The sequence below is a fragment of the Ruminococcus sp. 1001136sp1 genome (assembly GCF_039841815.1).
In the GTDB taxonomy this organism is placed as follows: Bacteria; Bacillota; Clostridia; order Lachnospirales; family Lachnospiraceae; genus Blautia_A; species Blautia_A faecis.
Window position 1 is genome coordinate 1 of the sequence record NZ_JBDPGY010000015.1, and the last position, 18,991, is coordinate 18,991.

At 37.2% G+C, this 18,991-nt stretch carries 16 protein-coding genes, 3 tRNA genes and 1 pseudogene; 17 read left to right on the forward strand and 3 right to left on the reverse strand.

The window, feature by feature from the left end; all coding sequences use genetic code 11:
• A pseudogene (locus ABHC48_RS13865) lies at window positions 1–851 on the forward strand (transposase); the annotation flags it as partial.
• A 282-nt stretch (window positions 852–1,133) separates the two neighbouring features.
• Here ABHC48_RS13865 and ABHC48_RS13870 read toward each other — a convergent pair.
• On the reverse strand, window positions 1,134–1,949 hold the full coding sequence (locus ABHC48_RS13870; RefSeq protein ID WP_195699929.1) for an SDR family oxidoreductase: 816 nt from the start codon (window positions 1,947–1,949) through the stop codon (window positions 1,134–1,136).
• Between the two features lie 259 nt (window positions 1,950–2,208).
• On the opposite strand from ABHC48_RS13870, the gene ABHC48_RS13875 reads away from it, so the two are divergent.
• The 13 genes from ABHC48_RS13875 to ABHC48_RS13935 all read left to right on the forward strand — a co-directional run bounded on the left by ABHC48_RS13875 (window position 2,209) and on the right by ABHC48_RS13935 (window position 16,509).
• A complete protein-coding gene (locus ABHC48_RS13875) occupies window positions 2,209–3,213 on the forward strand; it encodes a LacI family DNA-binding transcriptional regulator (protein WP_195699928.1) in 1,005 nt (334 codons plus the stop codon).
• 269 nt (window positions 3,214–3,482) lie between these two features.
• Window positions 3,483–4,472, forward strand: coding sequence for a dihydroxyacetone kinase subunit DhaK (gene dhaK, locus ABHC48_RS13880; protein ID WP_158422646.1), 990 nt, complete (start codon window positions 3,483–3,485; stop codon window positions 4,470–4,472).
• 15 nt (window positions 4,473–4,487) lie between these two features.
• On the forward strand, window positions 4,488–5,135 hold the full coding sequence (gene dhaL / locus ABHC48_RS13885; protein WP_158422647.1) for a dihydroxyacetone kinase subunit DhaL: 648 nt from the start codon (window positions 4,488–4,490) through the stop codon (window positions 5,133–5,135).
• 124 nt (window positions 5,136–5,259) lie between these two features.
• Window positions 5,260–6,276, forward strand: a complete 1,017-nt coding sequence (locus ABHC48_RS13890; protein WP_195699927.1) for a sugar ABC transporter substrate-binding protein — start codon at window positions 5,260–5,262, stop codon at window positions 6,274–6,276.
• A 78-nt stretch (window positions 6,277–6,354) separates the two neighbouring features.
• The gene (locus tag ABHC48_RS13895; protein WP_158422649.1) at window positions 6,355–7,335 is read left to right on the forward strand and encodes an ABC transporter permease; all 981 of its coding nucleotides are present in this window, start codon (window positions 6,355–6,357) and stop codon (window positions 7,333–7,335) included.
• Window positions 7,336–7,337: 2 nt separating this feature from the next.
• Window positions 7,338–8,852 carry a sugar ABC transporter ATP-binding protein gene (locus tag ABHC48_RS13900; protein ID WP_158422650.1) on the forward strand — a complete coding sequence of 505 codons (1,515 nt, stop codon included), beginning with the start codon at window positions 7,338–7,340 and terminating at the stop codon, window positions 8,850–8,852.
• Window positions 8,845–9,798 carry an ABC transporter permease gene (locus ABHC48_RS13905; RefSeq protein WP_158422651.1) on the forward strand — a complete coding sequence of 318 codons (954 nt, stop codon included), beginning with the start codon at window positions 8,845–8,847 and terminating at the stop codon, window positions 9,796–9,798. The genes ABHC48_RS13900 and ABHC48_RS13905 overlap by 8 nt, the downstream gene beginning before the upstream one ends.
• A gap of 11 nt (window positions 9,799–9,809) precedes the next feature.
• The gene (locus ABHC48_RS13910; RefSeq protein ID WP_195699926.1) at window positions 9,810–10,859 is read left to right on the forward strand and encodes a lactonase family protein; all 1,050 of its coding nucleotides are present in this window, start codon (window positions 9,810–9,812) and stop codon (window positions 10,857–10,859) included.
• 16 nt (window positions 10,860–10,875) lie between these two features.
• Window positions 10,876–11,724: an SDR family oxidoreductase gene (locus ABHC48_RS13915; protein WP_195699925.1), complete on the forward strand. Its 849-nt coding sequence runs from the start codon at window positions 10,876–10,878 to the stop codon at window positions 11,722–11,724.
• A 4-nt stretch (window positions 11,725–11,728) separates the two neighbouring features.
• On the forward strand, window positions 11,729–12,733 hold the full coding sequence (locus ABHC48_RS13920) for a 6-bladed beta-propeller (protein WP_158422654.1): 1,005 nt from the start codon (window positions 11,729–11,731) through the stop codon (window positions 12,731–12,733).
• A gap of 14 nt (window positions 12,734–12,747) precedes the next feature.
• On the forward strand, window positions 12,748–14,184 hold the full coding sequence (locus ABHC48_RS13925; protein ID WP_195699924.1) for an aldehyde dehydrogenase family protein: 1,437 nt from the start codon (window positions 12,748–12,750) through the stop codon (window positions 14,182–14,184).
• Between the two features lie 10 nt (window positions 14,185–14,194).
• Complete coding sequence (locus ABHC48_RS13930) at window positions 14,195–15,073, forward strand: dihydrodipicolinate synthase family protein (RefSeq protein WP_195699923.1); 879 nt, start codon at window positions 14,195–14,197, stop codon at window positions 15,071–15,073.
• Window positions 15,074–15,075: 2 nt separating this feature from the next.
• The gene (locus ABHC48_RS13935) at window positions 15,076–16,509 is read left to right on the forward strand and encodes a nitroreductase family protein (protein ID WP_195699922.1); all 1,434 of its coding nucleotides are present in this window, start codon (window positions 15,076–15,078) and stop codon (window positions 16,507–16,509) included.
• A gap of 691 nt (window positions 16,510–17,200) precedes the next feature.
• On the opposite strand, the gene ABHC48_RS13940 is transcribed toward ABHC48_RS13935, so the two are convergent.
• Window positions 17,201–17,271, reverse strand: a tRNA-Trp gene (locus ABHC48_RS13940).
• 87 nt (window positions 17,272–17,358) lie between these two features.
• Window positions 17,359–17,446: transfer RNA gene (locus tag ABHC48_RS13945), tRNA-Ser, on the reverse strand.
• A gap of 112 nt (window positions 17,447–17,558) precedes the next feature.
• Between ABHC48_RS13945 and epsC the strand changes: the two genes are divergently transcribed.
• The 3 genes from epsC to ABHC48_RS13960 all read left to right on the forward strand — a co-directional run bounded on the left by epsC (window position 17,559) and on the right by ABHC48_RS13960 (window position 18,990).
• On the forward strand, window positions 17,559–18,485 hold the full coding sequence (gene epsC / locus ABHC48_RS13950; RefSeq protein WP_195699921.1) for a serine O-acetyltransferase EpsC: 927 nt from the start codon (window positions 17,559–17,561) through the stop codon (window positions 18,483–18,485).
• 151 nt (window positions 18,486–18,636) lie between these two features.
• Window positions 18,637–18,822, forward strand: coding sequence for a DUF6783 domain-containing protein (locus ABHC48_RS13955; protein ID WP_334285804.1), 186 nt, complete (start codon window positions 18,637–18,639; stop codon window positions 18,820–18,822).
• A 97-nt stretch (window positions 18,823–18,919) separates the two neighbouring features.
• Window positions 18,920–18,990, forward strand: a tRNA-Gly gene (locus ABHC48_RS13960).
• The last annotated feature ends 1 nt before the right edge of the window (window position 18,991 follow it).

Consider the following 18,991-nt stretch of genomic DNA (forward strand, 5'->3'; position numbering starts at 1 on the left):
ATTCTATATCTGAAGAACTTCCTGAAGATGTGAAAACACAAAAATGCAGCATCAGCGATCCGGAAAGTGGATGGTTTTGAAAGGGTGAACATAAACACGTTTTTGCATAAGCCGTAGAAACTGCCTGTGATAAACATGGCTGGATCCTTGGATATACAGTACATCCTGGTAATGAGCATGATAGTCGTACTTTTAAAGCATTATACGATAAGATATCTAAACTGAATCCGCAGATGGTAGTTGCAGATGCAGGATATAAAACTCCGGCAATCGCCCATCAGCTGTTGGAAGATGGAATTCAACTACTTTTTCCGTATACCCGTCCCAAGACCAAAGAAGGCTTTTTCGGAAAACACGAATTCGCATATGATGAATACTATGATTGTTATATATGTCCGGGAGCACATATATTGACATACAGTACAACAAACAGAAGTGGATATAAAGAGTATAAAAGCTGCGGTGAACATTGTGCTGAATGCCAATGTCTTTCAAAATGCACAGAAAGTAAGGATCATGTAAAACTGATCACACATCATGTATGGGAAGAATATATGGAAGTGGTAGAAGACATTCGGCACACGATCGGAAACAGACAGATCTACCAGTTAAGAAAAGAAACCATAGAGCGAATCTTCGGTACAGCGAAAGAACAGCATGGATTTCGATATACACAGTATGTAGGAAAAGCACGGATGTAAATGAAAGCCGGGTTTACCTTTGCATGCATGAATTTGAAAAAACTGGCAAAGATCCTGGAAAAACGAGGTTGGAACACAGCCATATTTTTGTTGATTTTGAAGAAAATAAAAAGAAAAGAAGTTTTAAAAGAAAAATGGTGCTGGGCATAATCCCCAACACCAAGTTTGTCTACAGTCTGATGTCGCACTAATTACTTAGTGCGACATATCTTTTAATGAATATAGAATTTCAGTTCATATAAATAAAGTAGAAAAAAGAGAAAGGCTGTTTGATTACCAGCGTTTTTATTGTGCTCTCTTGCAGAAAAAGCAATAATTTTAAATGAATTCTGAAATGCTCTAAAAGACATTCAGACATTCGTTTCCTGATTGTTTTGGAATTTAATGAAATTCCAGTCTATATATAGCACTCAGCTCTTATTAGCTATATTGCTATTCTTCCACTGTTTCAAAAGGTTTTTTTATATCAAAATCTTCCCATGGCGCCCATGGATCTTGCACAATAAATTTACCACCAGAAATATCAAGGACTTCTCCAGTTATGAAAGATGCAGCATCAGAACTTAAAAAAACAACAGGCTTAGCTACTTCTTCTGGAGTTCCTATACGTTGCATAACAGCAGTATTACTGAGATAATTAATACCTTTGGTTTTTAAAATGCCATTTTTAACCATATCAGAAGAAATAACTCCCGGTGAAACTGCATTTACACGGATGTGATAAGGTGCTAGTTCAGAAGCAAGAAGTTTGGTCATGGCACTGAGTCCACTTTTCGTAATTCCATAAATTCCAATGGATGTGGTGGCGATTCTTCCGGCTAAAGAACTGGTAGAAATAATACTTCCTCCGTTCTTTTTCATGTACGGAACAACATATTTGGAAGCTAACCAAGCAGAAGTTAGATTGGATGAGATTACTGCATTCCAGTCTTCCAGACTCAATTGAGTTAAATAATCCATATGTCCTTGCGCAGCATTATTAAATAAGACATCAATCCTTCCATAAGTATTTCCCACATAATCAATAAAAGCTTTTAATGATTTGAAGTTGGATATATCCACCGACATTGCCTCAATATGATAACCTAATTGATCAGAATCAAATAGAAACTTATCAATTTTCGTTTGAGAACGGGAGCAAACGATAACAGTTGCTCCTTCATTCGCAAAAGCAAAGGCAGTGGCTTTACCAATACCACTAGTTCCTCCTGTGATAACTACGATTTTGTCTTTTAAATTTAAATTCATGTATTAATTCTCCTTTCATAAGCATTGAGATGAAAGCGATTCCATAAAATGTATGATGATGTTTAAAAAATATCATAAAAAATGTGAAAATACAATTCTAATTTTGGGATTAAAATGAAAAAAGGCAAGTTAAATAAAAATAATATGTATAATTTGTATATATTACTATATTTACTTACGGAAAATATTGTGCTATATTAAGTACACCGAGAAAAGGAAGCGATTCCATAAATGATGGGACAATGAAATGAGGTAAAACATGCAGAATAAAACAACAATTGATGATATTGCAAAAAAAGCGGGAGTTGGAAGAACTACAGTTTCTCGTGTCCTTAATAATAAGGGTTATGTAAATGAAAAGACAAAAAAAAAAATAGAGGAAGTTATCCAGAGTTGCAACTATGTTCCATCAGCAACTGCAAGAAATTTTGCAAAGCAGGATAGTAATATGATTGGAGTAATTGTTCCAGAAGCACACAACCCTTACTTTGCAGCTGCATTGGAAGGAATTTACGAAGTGCTGGAAGAAAAGGAACTGTTATTAGTGCTTTGTAATTCTAACAAAAGTTTTGATAAAGAAGAAAAAATATTGAAATTATTAAAGCAACAGAAACTTAAGGGACTCATTATTACTCCGGCAATTGACGATCTGGATGTGCAAAAAATACTGGAATATAAAAAATTAATAGAATCATTGAGAATTCCAGTGACTTTTATGGATTCAGGATTAGATTTTAATGATTGGGATACAGTATATTTTGATAATGCAGGCGGTGCTTACAATGCAACCAAAGTAATGATTGAACATGGATTTGATGATATTGGAATAATTACGGGTAATTTGAATACCAAAACTGCAAGGGACAGATATAAAGGATATCTTAGAGCTTTTGAAGAACACGGGCTTGCGGTAAGGGAAGAAAATATATTCCAAGGTGATTTTACCACTAAGACAGCATACCAGATAACACAAAAGATCTTGGAAAGAAAAACATATCCGACAACAGTTTTTACAACAAATAATCTGACAACTATAGGGTTTATTAAGGCAGTATATGATGCAAAACTGGTATTAGGAAAAGATATTCGATGTATTTCCTTTGATAAGGTAAACACTTTCGAAGACTTAAAATATAGTTATATCGAACGAGATCCCAAAGCAATGGGGCATTTAGCAACGACTATGCTGATGGAACGTATTGCGAATACGTCTATGCCAGTTAGAAAGTATTATATGCCTTCAGAGATTAGAGTTAATTTATAACCTGAAGATCTCGGACAATAGTTATGAATGAGCCTGCTTTTATGAGTAAATTTATGAATATTGGACGGATTAGACCGAATGAGTAATTTGTGAGACTATCTCGCATTACTCATTCGCCCATCAGTTGTGAATGCACCAAGACACGAAATTGTTGATTTTCGTATATAGTGATATCACTAACAGGAGACATATCTGTTTACTAACCAGACAATGAGCCTGGTTAAAAAAATATAAAACATGGAAGCGATTCCATAAAAGGAGAGGTGATTATGGTTAAAAAAATTATGAATGAACCACAAAACATTGTAGACGAAATGCTGGAGGGATTTGTATTTGCACATGAAGAAATTGAATGGTTTCCGAATTATCGTGTAGTTGCGTTGAAGGAAAAGAAAAAGGGTAAAGTTGGCATCATGTCGGTAGGGGGAAGTGGTCATGAGCCGGCTCATGCTGGATATGTAGGGAAGGGAATGTTGGATGCTGCGGTAGCGGGAAACTTGTTTGCATCTCCATCTCCAGATCAAATGCTAAAGGCTATGGAGGAAATTAATACTGGAGCAGGAGTGTTAGTAGTTCTTAAAAACTATTCCGGAGATTTGATGAATTATTCTGTTGCAAAAGAGTTGGCACAAATGAAGGGGATAGAAGTGGAATGTGTTGTGGTAAAAGATGATGTAGCTGTTCCGGATAGCACTTATTCTACAGGACGACGTGGAATTGCCGGGACTATATTTGTACATAAAATTGCTGGAGCTAAAGCAAATGAGGGAGCTTCTTTACAAGAAGTAAAAGAAGCAGCCGAAATAGCAAACGCAAATATTAGAAGTATAGGAATGTCTATGACGGCATGCACCCTTCCTGGATTAGATAAACCAGGATTTACGGTTGCTGATGATGAAATTGAAATTGGTATGGGAATCCATGGGGAACCTGGGATTCAAAAAACTAAAATAAAGAAAGCATCAGAGTTGGCAGAAATCATGCTTGCGAAAATTATTGAGGATTACGATTATTCTGAAAGTGAAATTGCTTTGATGATCAATGGGTTGGGGGCGACTCCTCTAATGGAGTTGTACGTTTTCGCAGGATGTATTCAAAAACTTCTGAAGGCAAAAAGAATATCAGCACATAAAGTTTTGGTTGGGAATTATATGACATCGTTGGACATGGCAGGATGTTCAATTACAATGTTTAAATTGGATAAACAAACGAAAAGACTTTTGGATGCACCATGTAATACGCCAGGATTAAAGTTTTAGAAAGGAGAAAAGTATATGTTTGCTTTAAAACCAGAGGATTTCATTATTTATTTAAAAAAGGTAGCAAAAGTAATTGAAGAAAACAAAGAGTATATTACAGAGCTAGATTCAGAAACAGGTGATGGAGACCATTGGCTGAATATGAACATTGGATTCCAGAAATTAGTGGAGAAAACAGGGGAATGGAAACAAATGAATTTTCAGGAACTTTTTCAAAATATCGCTATGGTATTGATGTCTGCTATGGGTGGCTCTTCTGGTGTCTTATATGGAAGTGCGTATTTAAAATCTTCTATGCTTATGAAAGACAAAGAGATAATGGATGAAATGCTTTTTGGAGAAATGCTCTTGGATTGGGCAGAGGCCATAGCATCGAGAGGAAATGCGAAACCAGGATATAAAACCATGTTGGATGCTATATATCCTGCAGCAAATGCATATCAGAAATCATTGAATGAAGGAAATGATATCGCAGATTGTTTACATAAAATGGTGATGGCGGCGAAACAAGGTGCAGATAGTACACGGGAAATGGAAGCCGTAAAGGGAAGGGCAAGTTATCGGGAAGATAAATCAGTGGGGTATTTGGATCCAGGTGCTGTAACAATGGCAATGCAGTTGGAATGCATGGCAGAGTGTTTTGCAAATTGTAACTATAACTGATCAACGTGAAAATGAATTAGTGGCATCCCTAATGTAATTTCAATCCGGAGTGAATTTATAAAGAGGATGTGAACTATAAAAGCAAAAACTAAATGAAAGTGGGGTACAAATTATGAAGAAAACTATGAAAAAAGCAGTAATGGCAGTGGTTGCAGCTACATTGGCACTTAGCCCTGTAAGTGTATTTGCAGAAGAGCCAAAAGAAGTAACAATTGGTATAGCATGGCCATCTCTTGGAACTCAGGCATGGTCAGCAATGGCTGATTATTTAAGATGGTATGTGGAAGATTACAATGCGGAAAACGAAGTCCAGGTAAAATTAATTGAAACAACGGCGGGGGATGATGCAGCGGCACAGGAAACACAGATTCGAGATTTGTTAAATCAGGATGTTGATGTAGTTGTGTCAGGTGCGATTGATACAACAGCAATCTGGTCTTCGATTACAGAAACACATGATGCGGGTAAGAAATTTATTTCTTTTTGCCGTAGGCTGACTCCAGGTGGACCAGAAGCAGATTCTACAGTTGGACCGGACACTTACGATACTGCGTATGTTTCAGTTGATGCTGCAATTAAAAAAATGATTGCAGATGGAATTCCCGCTGAGGAAATTAAAATAGTAAGAGTACAGGGAGATTTAAAAGATCAAAATGCAGTTAGATATGGTGAAGGCTGTGAGGCGGCAGTAAAAGATAATGGAGCAACAATCGTTGCCGATATTGAGTGTAACTGGTCTGTAGAAACTCTTATGAACAAGCTTGCGCCTACACTTCAGGCAAATACAGATGCAAATATGATTTTTACACCTAATGAAGATTTAATGCTCGGTGTACAGAGCGTATTAGAAGGAAAGGAATTATGGAAGAAATCAGATGAAGAAGGACATATTTATCTGGCAGCAGCAGGTGGCTGTGAAATAGGTCTTAATATGATTCAAGAAGGTTATCTGGATGCAACTGGATATGAAAATCTTCCGCAGGTATCTACAAATACGGTTGATGTTGCTGTAAAACTGGCACTGGGTGAGGAAGCAGACGATTTCTTTGTAAAATCAGAACCAATCACACAGGAAAATATTCAGCCATTGCTGGATGAAAATCATTTCTGGGTTTATGACTATGCAGAGCGGACAAAATAAGTTCTAAAACCTGACTGTGACTGCCGCAAAAGATTCGGGAATTTTTGGGGCAGTCACATCTAAAAGGGGGAATCTTTTATGAATATAAAAGAGTATTTTACAAAAAAAGAGAAAGCTTTTAGCAACAGAAAAGATAAAAATTTTCTGTTAACTAGCGTTATATTGGGTGTTCTATTTCTGGTGGCAATCGCTATTGCAAAACCTCAGTTTTATGCGTTTAGAAACTTGTCCAGTATTTTAATTCAAAGCAGTGCTGTTGCGATTATGGCAGCTGGTCAGATTTACGTTATGGTAAGTGGCGGTATTGATTTATCAATTCCTTCCGTTATGATGCTTTCTGGATGTATCGGAGCGTATACTATGCGCGAAACTGAAAATATAATGCTTGGAGTATTGGCTATTATGATGATAGCAATTCTTTTAGGGTTGTTTAATGGATTTTCTGTGGCAAAAATTGGAATTAATCCATTTGTAGCAACTATGATTACCATGATTTTTTCCAATGGTTTGTCGCTTCGAGTAACAAAATCAACCAGTATACCGGTTCTTCCAAAGTTTACTGAGCTATTTGGAAAATATTACGGACCGTTTCACGCAAATATCATAATGATGCTCGTCTGTTTGATTATCCTTCAATTTTTACTGACCAAAACAGCATTTGGAAGAAGCATTTATGCCATTGGAACAAATGAAAAAACAGCTCAGGCATGTGGCATTAAAACGGGAAAAATAAAAATACAAGTATTTTTGATTTCTGGAATTATGGCAGGACTTGCTGCGATTGCTTTGACGGCACGAATTTCGTCATCTTCTCTTTCTCTTGCATCTGATGGTACATCATTAGATGTAATTGCGGCGGCAATTGTAGGCGGCGCAAGTATTAAAGGTGGTGTAGGAACAGTACTTGGTGCGTTGATAGGGGCTTTTATTATTAATGGTCTTTCTAATCTCTTGGTATTATTTGGTATTGATTATTATACGATTCAGATTATTAAGGGCGCAGTCTTTATTTTTATTACCTGGTTTGACACCATTCGTGCAAATGCAAGGAGGGTATAAAGATGGAAAAAAGAATGTACTTTGAAGCAAGAAATTTACATAAATACTATCCAGGTGTTCATGCATTGAATAATGTAACGATTGTTGCAGATAAGGGAGAAGTACTGGGAATTATTGGAATTAACGGTGCTGGGAAATCTACTTTTATGAACGCATTGGCTGGGGAAATCTGTATTGATAAAGGAACATATTATATCGATGGAAAAGAAACAATAATCAGGAATCAGAACGACTCAGGAAAATGTCGTATTGCATTAATACATCAAGAAGCAGTTGTTTTTAAGGACATGACAGTGGCTGAGAATATATTTATTTATAATTTAAACAAATATACAAAGGCTGGACGTATACAATATAAGAGATTATTTGAGGATGCATCAAAGTATCTTTCAATGATTGGTGCTGATATTGATCCAAAAGAAATTGTAAAAAACATTACAATTGGTGAAAAACAAATGATCGAAATTGCGAGAGCTCTTGTTAGAGATGCAGAAATTGTATTATTTGATGAACCGACTTCATCATTGTCACTAGACGAAAAAGAGAATCTGTTTCGCATTATTGGAGAATTAAAGCAGAAAAATAAAATTGTAATGTATATTACACATTTTATTGATGAAATAATGAGAATCTGCGATAGAACAGTTGTTATGCGTGATGGGTGTGTGACAGGTGAATTTTTGAACGAAGATGTCACAACAAAAGAACTTGTTACAGGTATTGCAGGGCAGGAAGTAGAGACAATTGTGAATGCAACAGATAAAAGGGATAAAGAAATTGTTCTGAAAGTTGAGAATCTTAATTGTTATCCGGTCGTGAGAAATGTAAATTTCGCAGTAAAAAAAGGTGAAATATTGGGACTTTGGGGGCTTTTGGGTTCTGGAAGAACAGAAATTGTAAGAAATATTCTGGCTTTGGATAAACCAGATTCCGGAATTGTCTATAAGCGTAATAACAAAGGGATTTTGGAAAAAATTAGTGGTCATAAGCTTTTGGAAGAGTGTGCATATGTTACAGAAGACAGACATTTGGATGGACTGTTTATGCAAATGCCGATTTGGAAAAATATCTCTATGGCAAATTTGAAGAAGTTTGAGCATTTTATAATGGACGAGCAGAAAGAACGAGATTATGCACTTCAAATGATCAATGAAATGCAGATAAAAGCGTCTGATGAAAATGTGCTTGTAGAGACTCTCAGTGGTGGAAATCAGCAAAAAGTGGTTATGGCAAGATCAATTGGTAAAAATCCAGATATTTTCTTTATTGATGAGCCGACAAGGGGTGTAGATATTAATGCTAAATCTTTTATTCATAAGAAAATTGTAGAACTGGCAGAATGTGGATGTGCCATTGTTATGATATCTTCAGAACTGGAAGAAAATCTTAACTTGTGCGATAGAGTGTTAATTGTAAGAAACGGTGAAATTGTTGCTGAAGTTGCAAAGAAGGATATTAGCAAACAAAAGCTGATGGATCTTTGTCAGGGTATACGAGAGGAGGTCAAGTATGAATAGGGAAGTAAAAATAAAGAATATGAAATTGGCTGCCCTCAACAATGCGGTATATATTTTTGGAATATTGATTATCGCTGTATTTTCTGTAATGTCTCCATACTTTTTCACAGTCACAAATGCGACTTCAATTTTGCGAGCATCTACATTGATGCTGTCTATTGGTATTGGTATGACTTTCGCATTAATTGTTGGCGAGCTGGATTTATCAGTGGGAGCAAACTGTCGTTTTTCAGCATCTGTATGTGCACTTTTGATGGTGAATTATAAATGGAATCCATACCTTTGCATGATCATGATGCCAATTCTTGGAGGATTAGTTGGATTAGTAAATGGAATTTTGGTTACAAGAGTAAAGTTAAATGCTTGGTTAGTGACTCTTTCTATGAAATTGGCATTAGTTGGAATTGTAGTGAAACTGACTAATACAGTTGCGATTAATATGCCTCAGGAGGTGCTACAGTTCCGTAATTTTAAAATATTTGGTTTGTCCAGCTTTATAGTTTTTATTTTGGTTGTAATGTTGATTATGCAGTTTGTTTTAAAGTATACAACTTTCGGAAGAAAAATTGTTGCAGTTGGATCCAACCCAAATGCTGCATCAAAACTGGGACTTAGTGTAAAGAATTACAAACTTGCGGCATTTACAATCAGTGGGATTTTTGCAGGGCTGGGAGGTATGTTAATTTGTATAAATTTAGGAAGCGTTACCAGAGAATTGGGAGATGGATACGAATTTACTGCAGTGGCTGCGATTGTGCTTGGGGGTGTATCCCTTGCGGGTGGTGAAGGCAGCGTATTTCCTAAAGCCTTTATCGGTGTTCTTATTTTAACAATGATTGAAAATGGACTTACGATGATTGGAGCAGATATCTATGTCTTTCAGATTGCTAAAGCACTGATTATCTTTGTGATGATGTATATTGATTCTAAAAAAAATAAGATTTGAATGAGGGTTCTATGGAAAAAAAAGTATACGTTGGAAGCTATACGGGGCCAGAAAAGGGAAAAGGAATTTATTATTGTCTTCTGGACACAGAAACGGGAGCACTGAGACGTATTTCTGTAGAAGAACAGTGCGAAAATCCCAATTTTATTGCAGTGAACTGGAAGAAAAAAATTCTTTGTGCGTTAAATGAAAGTGACAAAGGAATCTGGCTAAGTTCTTATGAAATACAGGATGATGGGTTTCTTTGTTATTTGGATCAGAAAGATATTTCAGGACGTGGTCCATGTCATATTTGTATGGATTCTGATGCCAGACGAGTATTCTTTGCTAATTATATAAGTGGAGATGTGGGTATGGTATTGTTAGATGAGACGGGACATTTTGAGGAAGAAGAGTATATTACTTCACACTCTGGAAAGAGTGTTCATGCAAGACAAACTGAACCTCATCCTCATGGGGTGCATCTTTCGCCAGATGAAGATTACCTTTTTGTACCGGATCTTGGAACCGATGAAGTTGTGATGTATGTGATTGAAAAGGACCAGCTTCGAAAGAGAATGTCAAAAAAGGTGTTGCCGGGAGATGGACCAAGGCATTTGGTATTCCATCCAAATGGGAAATGGGTGTACCTGATTTGTGAGATTACAAATGTAGTGTATGTATATTTGTATTCAGAAGAGAACGGTCTGGAAGAAATTCAGAGAATCTCACTTCTTTCAAAAGATATGAAAAATGAATATATTGCAGGAGAGATTGCTGTAACTTCAAATGGAAAATATCTTTTGGCAGGAACTCGCACCTGGGGAGCAGCCAAAGAGGAACAGGGGTTTTTAACAATATTTGAGATTGACAAAAATGGTTTGTTGGTGCTGAAGAAAGTGGTGAAGTCAGGTGGGTGCCATCCTCGTATGTTTAGTATAACATCAGATGGAAGTTATGTGTTGATAGCAAATCAGTATTCTGGAGATGTAATTAGTTTTCGATTTAGTCAAGAAACTGGTGAAATTAAAAAAAGTGATAAATGTGCTATACCTGAGGCAACTTGCGTATGGTGCGAATAAGAAAAGGAGAAAATGAATGAGTAAAAAATTAGCAATTACTGGTGGAAGTCGTGGAATCGGCCGTGGCATTGTAAGACGAATGGCAAAAGAAGGTTATGATATTGCTTTTACCTACAGTTCTGAGAGAGGAAAAGCACAGGCAGAAGCATTAGTGGAGGAAGTAACGGAAAAATATGCGGTAAAGTGCTTTATGCATCAGTTTGCATTGAATGAAAAAGGAACAGCAGAAGAATTTGTAAGGACGGCTTATGATGAACTGGGTGGTTTGGATCTTCTGATATGTAATGCTGGACAGTCTTTGGTAAATAGCATTTATGAAATGGATGAAAAAACAATTGATTTTTTAATTAATTTGGATTTTCGTTCTTATCTTATGGCAGCCAGAGAAGCTGGAAGAATTATGGGAGAAAATAATATTAAAGGAAATATTATTTTTATCTCTTCTTGCAGAGGAATCCGTGCATTCCCATATGATGAATTATATGGTGGATTAAAGGCCGGGCTTATCCGCGCAATTCAGACCTTTGCATTGGATCTGGCACCTTATGGAATTCGTGCAAATTGTGTTTCACCAGGACCTATTCGTGTGAGAACCAGTGAGGAAATGCGGGAAGAGGGTGTTTGTGAGCAGGAGATTGAAGATTTAGATAATCTTTGGAAACAGTTGCCATTAGAGCGGATGGGAACACCAGAAGATATTGCGAATGCCGTCGCTTTTTTGGCAAGTGATCAAGCATCTTATATAACGGGGGCAAATTTGGTTGTAGATGGAGCTGCATCACTTCCTGGAATTCCAGAGAATCGTCCTAAAGAAGATGAAGAGTTTAAGACTTGGTGTAATTTTAAACGAAGATGGAGGGTATAACACTATGAAAATGATAAAGGCCAATAGGGACAGAGACTTAATCGCCCAGACGATTTTTAAATGTGGTGAATTTGCCTATGAATTGGATAAAGACTTTTTGACACTTCCAGATTTTTTAAGATATACGCCAATTTGTACTGGATGTTGTGATGAAAATGACAATATTTATCTTGCTACCAGAGATAGAGAGAGACCAATTGTTGTAGTAGATTCAAATGGAAATTATATAAGAGATTTTGGGAAAAATCTGTTTCAGTTTATTCATTCTGTGTTTGTGACAAATCATGGCACACTTCTCTGTGCTGATTCCAATACGCATGTGATTCGTGAACTTACAACAGATGGAGAGTTAATTCGGGATTTTGGAAATTATAATAAACCTAGTGATAGCGGTTATGATGCAGGCATTTGGAGAGATATGCATAGAATGGGAAATATGATTCCTATGAATTTACCATTCCAAAAAGACTGGTGTTTTATCGAAAGTATTAAAACTATTAAGCGCGCAGCACCTCCTTTTAATCGACCAACCTGTGCAGTAGAAACATCTAAAGGCGATATTTTTGTAAGTGATGGTTATGCAAATTGTGCTTTACATAAATTTTCCAATGATGGAAGTCTACTCAATACTTGGGGAGAACCTGGAATGGGACCTGGTAAATTTTTCGTTATGCACAGTCTGTGGTTGGATAAAAAAGACCGTATTTGGGTTGCTGATCGAGAAGGAAACAGTATTCAGGTATTTACAGATGATGGGGAACTGATTGCATATTGCTCAGAAGGATTATATCAACCGTCGGAGATATGGGCAGATGATCAGTATATTTATGTAGGTGAGCGTGGAGGAATTACTATTTTCGATTATGATGTAAATGTAGTGGCACAGCTTGGCTTTTATATGTCCTCCCTAATGACCCATGGATTCTGTGGAGATTCGAAAGGAAATCTTTACATAATGACGTTAAGTGATGCGCTTCCGTACTCACTCTTAAAACTTAAACGCCTATAAAGGAGAAAAATAACATGCTGATTAATATAAATGGTAAAGATATTGGCAAAGAATTGCCGGCAATAAATGTAATAAACCCTTTTAATGGAGAATGTATAGATACCGTTCCAGATGTGCCAGTGGAATTGATGGATGAGGCTGTGAAAGCTGCTCAGGAAGGGCTTAAAATATGGGGCGGACTTTCTCAAGCAAACAGAAATGCAGTTATTTATAAATATATCCAGCTTTATGAATCCAGACGACATGAAATCTCAGAATTGTTAGCGGCAGAAACTGGAAAGACATTAAGAGAAGCAGAAGACGAGATTGATGTGTGTACAAAAGTAACTCGAGGATATTGTGAAATGGCGGCGCATTTATATGGAAATTGTATTCCGGGTGGAAGCACCAATGGAAACGAAGAAAAGGATATTATTTTTACTAGGAGAGAACCGCTTGGAGTAATGGTGATTATTATTCCTTTTAATTATCCAGTTGATTTATATTCACAAAAAGTGATGTCTGCATTAGTGGCAGGAAACTCTGTGATTATCAAACCACCGTCATATAATCCATTGGCAATTATTCGAATGACGCAGATTCTTTATGAAGCTGGAGTTCCTAAATGTGCTGTACAGGTCGTGACGGGAAAGGGAAGAGTGGTTGGCAATTATCTTTGTGGACACCATGGAATCAATGCAATTTCTATGACCGGAAGTACAGAAGTTGGAATTAGCATTTATAAAAAAGCAGCAGACAATTTAACCAGAGTATTCTTAGAACTTGGAGGGAACGATTCGTTTATTGTTTTGGAAGATGCAGATCTTGAACTGGCAGTAAATGAGGCTGTAGGAAGTCGAATGGGAAATGCAGGGCAGATATGCTGCGCTAGCAAACGGTTTTTGATTCATGAAACATTGAAAGATGAATTCGTTAAAAAGTTGAAGGACAAAATCAATGGAATGAAAATCGGAGATCCTATGGATCCACAAACACAAGTAGGATGTCTTATCAGTGAGGATGCAGCAGAACAGGTAGAAAAACAGGTAGAGCATTGCATTGCACAGGGTGCAATTTGCGTGACAGGAGGAAAAAGATTTGGTAGGGCATTCTTTGAACCAACAATTTTGGATTGTGTAACGGCTGAAATGGATGTCGCAAAAGATATGGAAATTTTTGGACCGGTATTTCCAATTATAACAATTCATTCTGAAGAAGAAGCCATAGAAATAGCAAATCAGTCCTGTTATGGTTTATCAGGGGCAATCTTTAGCAGGAATGTAGGAAGAGCAATTTCCATTGCGTCCAGGCTGGAAACTGCCGGAAATGTAATCAATGGAGGCAGTGCATATAGAATACCGGATTTGGCATTTGGTGGATATAAAAAGAGTGGTATTGGACGAGAAGGAATTTCCAGAACATTGGAAGAATTAACCCAGGAAAAAAATTATATTTTGAAGGGAGTTTTTTAGGAGTATGGAAATGAAGGGAATTTATGCAGCAATGGTTACTGCTTTTCAGGAAGATGGTTCTTTGGACGAAAAAGGAATCAGGGAAATAGTTAGACATAATATAGATCATTGTGGTGTAAAAGGGCTATTCGTGGGCGGTACAATGGGTGAACGATATAAAATGTCAACGGCAGCGATGAAAGAATTATATCACATTGTGGCAGATGAAACTGCAGGAAAAGTTGATCTGGTTGCTAATATTTCTGCACTTGCTTTTGAAGAAGTTCTTGAGTTGGGAGCTTGTGCAAAAGAAGAAGGTTATTCCAGGGTAGCTATGATCGCACCGATTTTCCATGGATACAACAGTGAGGAAATTGTGGATTATTATATTTATATAGCGGATAACATTTCTATTCCGCTGATGATTTATGTAATTCCTTCTTTTTCAAAGGTGGACTTTACGGAGAGTATGTTGGTGCGGCTTTTGAAGCATCCTAATATTGTGGGATTGAAGTTTACCCACAATGATTATTATCTTCTTGACAGGGTGAGAGTAAAATGCCCGGATGCTATTCTTTTTACAGGCTTTGACGATATATTGTACCATGCTCTTTTAATGGGAACAGATGGAGCAATAGGAGGTACTTTTAATCTTACTGGACGGTTGGCAAAAAAACTTTATGATGCGGTACAAGATAAAGATTATAAAACTGCTTTGAAGTATCAGAGAAATATCAATGATGTAGAGGATATGCTGAATGCCACTGGTCTTTTCCCTACACTTAAGGCTGCATTACAAATAATGGGTGTTCAGTGCGGTGAATTAAAAAAACCTAATGCATTAATCACGGAAGCACAGAGAGAACAGGGAAGAAAGATTGTGGAATATTTGGAGAGAATAGGAGGATAAGTTTGTATATCATTCAAAATGAATATCTGGAACTGATTGTTTCAGAAATAGGAGCAGAAATCTGTTCCTTACGGAATAAAATGGATGATTTGCAATATATATGGCAAGGGGATCCTAAATATTGGTCAGATCATTCACCGCTTTTATTTCCTGCTATTGGTGACTGGAAAGATAACAAATATGTTATAGACGGAAAAGAATATGAAATGCCATGTCATGGATTTGGAAGGTTAGAAAAGTTTGAAATTCATTGTAAGGATACAGAAATGATATGTACGTTGCATTCAAACAAAGAAATACAGACAATATATCCTTTTGATTTTTCACTAACAATAGTATATAGCCTTGATCGAAATATTCTTCATGTGGAACAATTTATAAACAATGAATCGGAAAAAGAAATGCCATATTCTATTGGAGAACATATAGGTTTTTGTGTTCCGCTTTATAAAGGAGAGGTTTATGAAGATTATTATTTAGAGTTTGAGAAGGAAGAAACGGCCAATAGATATCCATTGTTGAATGGAAGAACAATAGGAAAACCTGTACCATGCCTTATGCAGACAAAGAAAATCCCGTTACATTCAGAGATGTTTGTAAATGGAGCATGGAACTTTAAGGGGCTTTCTTCTCAGCGTGTTTGTTTAGCTAGTGAAAAAAATCAGCATAAAATTATAATTGACTTTCCTGGATTCAGCCATTTTTCTATTTGGTCGGTGCCTAATGCTTCTTATATATGCATTGAACCGTGTAACGGAATAGCAGCATCAGAGGAAGAAGGCTATGATCCGTATCAGAAAAAAGGTATTCATGTTTTGAAGCCGGGACATTCGGAGATCGTGACATACAGTGTTACACTTCTTTCACCAAAAGTTGATGCATTTTTGGAAAATGAGGAAAAAAAATCAATTTTATCAAAACGCATTTCTGTACGAAAATTTAGAAAGAAGGTGGTGACCAAGGAAAAAATCATGCGTATTCTGAAATATGCAACGGCATCTCCTAGTGCAGGAAATTCTAGAGAATGGGAATTTATTGTAATTACAGAAGATGCAGCAAAAGAAAAAATTTCACAGATGAGTCCATATGCGGTTCCAGCAAAAAATGCATCTGTACTGATTATTCCATGTCTTAGGAAGGAAAAAGAATGGACAGATAAGCAGGGAAACAGCTGGTGGGTGCAGAACATGGCAATTTGCTCTTATGGAGTATTGCTTGCGGCAAAGGAAGAGGATCTTGATGGTGTATGGCTTGGTTTTTATCCGGATGAAATGCGAGTGAAATTATTAGCTGAGTATTTAAAATGTGAAAATGTGCTACTTCCATTTTCAGTAATTGCATTAGGATATAGAGATGGAGAAGCTTTAGAGAAGGATCGTTATGATTCAGACATTGTTCATTTTTTTTCAGTTAGTGAAAAACATTGCAGCAGTTGATTAAGATATTAAATTGCGATTGCCAGTAAGTGCGGAATAATTCCATGTTTTATTGAAATAATTGGGTTGTGAAACAATACTGAGCAGTTTTAATAGTTCTATGAACAATTAAGGTAATTTTAGATTATGCTAAAAAGGGTGATGTATATATTGTTATAATTGTAGTAAATCAGATAGTGTAAGGTGATATAACGGCTACAAACTCAGCAAATATGGGTTTTGGTAGCCGTTTTTCTTCTTTAAGGGACTTAGTTCTGGGAATGGATTTTCTGTTAATAGTGATGAGAGTAAATAACTGTGAATATTCCAGTATCGGTGTCCATGCAGTCCGGTGATAAGGAAACCGATTGGCAATTATGAAAAATACAAGAAATCTCACAAATGTAAAGCCGGCTTATGCCCCGCAAAGCGGCTCTGGGCTTGACATTCGTTCGATTTCTTATGGGGTTTAATCAAGCCAATCAATGATGGTTTCCGCTCCGGAATACCGGTTTCCATGTTACCGGAATCAAGGTTTCTTGAGACAAGAATATCCAAACTGGAATTATGATCTGTTTCTATGGCAGACACCTGCTGTATTTGAAACGGAAGATTTTAGAGGCGGTGCAACCAAAATATTGTCAGAAGTTCTGAAGTTATTAAAATAAAAAAAATCTGAGTGTCTTGAAAAGACTCAGACTTTTTAAGAAAACAGGGGATGAGAGAATCGAACTCCCACCAAAGGTTTTGGAGACCCCTATCATACCATTTGACCAATCCCCTATGTTTTGCTTCTGTTGCAATTATACATACAAAAGGAACAGTTGTCAAGGCAAAATTAATAAAATTTGTACGAAAACAATTATGAAACGGAGATGGAGGGATTTGAACCCTCGCACCGGTTACCCGGCCTACCGCATTTCGAGTGCGGACCCTTCAGCCACTTGGGTACATCTCCATGACATTCTCCATTATATCGGGGGATTGGATAAAGGTCAATCTTTTTTTTATTGACGTAAAAAGAATAGTGTAATAATATGAAAGGAAAGCAAAATACGAGGAGACCAGTTATGAGTGACAAAAAGACATCCATAGAGAATGCAGTAGAACGTCTGACTGCCAATTACCGTAAGGAAGAGCTGTTTCTGACAAAGAGCGGAAGACATCTGCCAGTCCGTGCAGCGATTATTAATATTGTGAAAGAAATGAGATCAGTTATTTTTCCGGGATATTTCGATATTGATTCGGGAGCAGCTGTTTTTCCGGAACATTATACCGGATATCTGCTCAATGACCTGTTTGACCGTATGCAGGCACAGATCGAGACGGCTTTTCTGTATATTGGCGAGGATATGCCCAGTGCATGCGGCAAGGCAGCACAGATAACCTCCAGATTTTTTGAGCAGCTTCCGGAAGTGCAGGAGATGCTGCTGAAAGATGTGCAGGCTGGTTTTGATGGTGACCCGGCTGCGAAGAGTAAAGAGGAGATTATTTTCTCCTATCCGGGATTTCTGGCAATTTATGTGTATCGTCTGGCACACATCCTTTATCTGGAGGAGGTTCCGTTTATTCCAAGGATTATGACAGAGTATGCTCATGACCACACAGGAATCGATATTAACCCAGGTGCTACGATTGGGGAATATTTCTTTATTGACCATGGCACTGGCGTAGTAATCGGTGAAACGACTACTATTGGGAATAATGTGAAGCTGTATCAGGGAGTTACCCTTGGCGCGCTTTCTACAAGAAAAGGACAGCAGCTTTCTGGTGTGAAGCGTCATCCTACTATTGAAGATAATGTAACCATTTATTCCAATTCTTCTGTACTTGGTGGAGAAACTGTGATTGGGGAGAATACGATCATCGGCGGAAACACATTTATCACAGAATCGATTCCTGCAAACTCCAAGGTAAGTGCGAAGAGTCCAGAGCTGGTGATCAAGAAACCGCGTACACATGTGGAAGCTTCCAATGTCTGGGATTGGGAAAATTAACGGAATAAAGTGAAAATGGCAGTTAACAGAGCAGGCACGGTGGTGTTTTAGAAAATATCATTTCTGGAAAAACAGAAAGTCGTAGTGTGAATCTGGTAACATGCATCGCTTTGAATATGGTGAACCGTGTAACTGTTGACTGCTCCAGAGCATGTTTGAAAAATCATTCCCCAATCTGCACGCCCCACTTTGCGGTATATTTCGCCCGAATTCAGTTGTCGTAGCCCGCTATGGCTCTTTCATCCGGGCAAAATCTCCCACAAATTGTGACGTACATCTTGCAGAAAGCCTTTTTCAAACATGCTTTAACAGACAAGCAATATTGCATCAATCTTAGAAACAAAAGAAAAAATTAAAAAATTTCAAAAAAGTTGTTGACAAATATTCCAACATCAGATATACTAATCTTCGTTGTGACGGACAAGCACAAATGTGCGGGTGTAGTTCAATGGTAGAACACCAGCCTTCCAAGCTGGATACGTGGGTTCGATTCCCATCACCCGCTT

Excerpts from the sequence above, each read along its gene's own strand:
- ABHC48_RS13955 (WP_334285804.1), top strand. The coding sequence starts at position 18,637 with ATGTTTGAAAAATCATTCCCCAATCTGCACGCCCCACTTTGCGGTATA.
- epsC (WP_195699921.1), top strand. The coding sequence starts at position 17,559 with ATGAGTGACAAAAAGACATCCATAGAGAATGCAGTAGAACGTCTGACT.
- ABHC48_RS13895 (WP_158422649.1), top strand. The coding sequence starts at position 6,355 with ATGAATATAAAAGAGTATTTTACAAAAAAAGAGAAAGCTTTTAGCAAC.
- ABHC48_RS13875 (WP_195699928.1), top strand. The coding sequence starts at position 2,209 with ATGCAGAATAAAACAACAATTGATGATATTGCAAAAAAAGCGGGAGTT.
- ABHC48_RS13900 (WP_158422650.1), top strand. The coding sequence starts at position 7,338 with ATGGAAAAAAGAATGTACTTTGAAGCAAGAAATTTACATAAATACTAT.
- ABHC48_RS13890 (WP_195699927.1), top strand. The coding sequence starts at position 5,260 with ATGAAAAAAGCAGTAATGGCAGTGGTTGCAGCTACATTGGCACTTAGC.
- ABHC48_RS13925 (WP_195699924.1), top strand. The coding sequence starts at position 12,748 with ATGCTGATTAATATAAATGGTAAAGATATTGGCAAAGAATTGCCGGCA.
- ABHC48_RS13915 (WP_195699925.1), top strand. The coding sequence starts at position 10,876 with ATGAGTAAAAAATTAGCAATTACTGGTGGAAGTCGTGGAATCGGCCGT.
- ABHC48_RS13910 (WP_195699926.1), top strand. The coding sequence starts at position 9,810 with ATGGAAAAAAAAGTATACGTTGGAAGCTATACGGGGCCAGAAAAGGGA.
- ABHC48_RS13870 (WP_195699929.1), bottom strand. The coding sequence starts at position 1,949 with ATGAATTTAAATTTAAAAGACAAAATCGTAGTTATCACAGGAGGAACT.
- ABHC48_RS13905 (WP_158422651.1), top strand. The coding sequence starts at position 8,845 with ATGAATAGGGAAGTAAAAATAAAGAATATGAAATTGGCTGCCCTCAAC.
- ABHC48_RS13930 (WP_195699923.1), top strand. The coding sequence starts at position 14,195 with ATGAAGGGAATTTATGCAGCAATGGTTACTGCTTTTCAGGAAGATGGT.
- dhaL (WP_158422647.1), top strand. The coding sequence starts at position 4,488 with ATGTTTGCTTTAAAACCAGAGGATTTCATTATTTATTTAAAAAAGGTA.
- dhaK (WP_158422646.1), top strand. The coding sequence starts at position 3,483 with ATGGTTAAAAAAATTATGAATGAACCACAAAACATTGTAGACGAAATG.
- ABHC48_RS13920 (WP_158422654.1), top strand. The coding sequence starts at position 11,729 with ATGAAAATGATAAAGGCCAATAGGGACAGAGACTTAATCGCCCAGACG.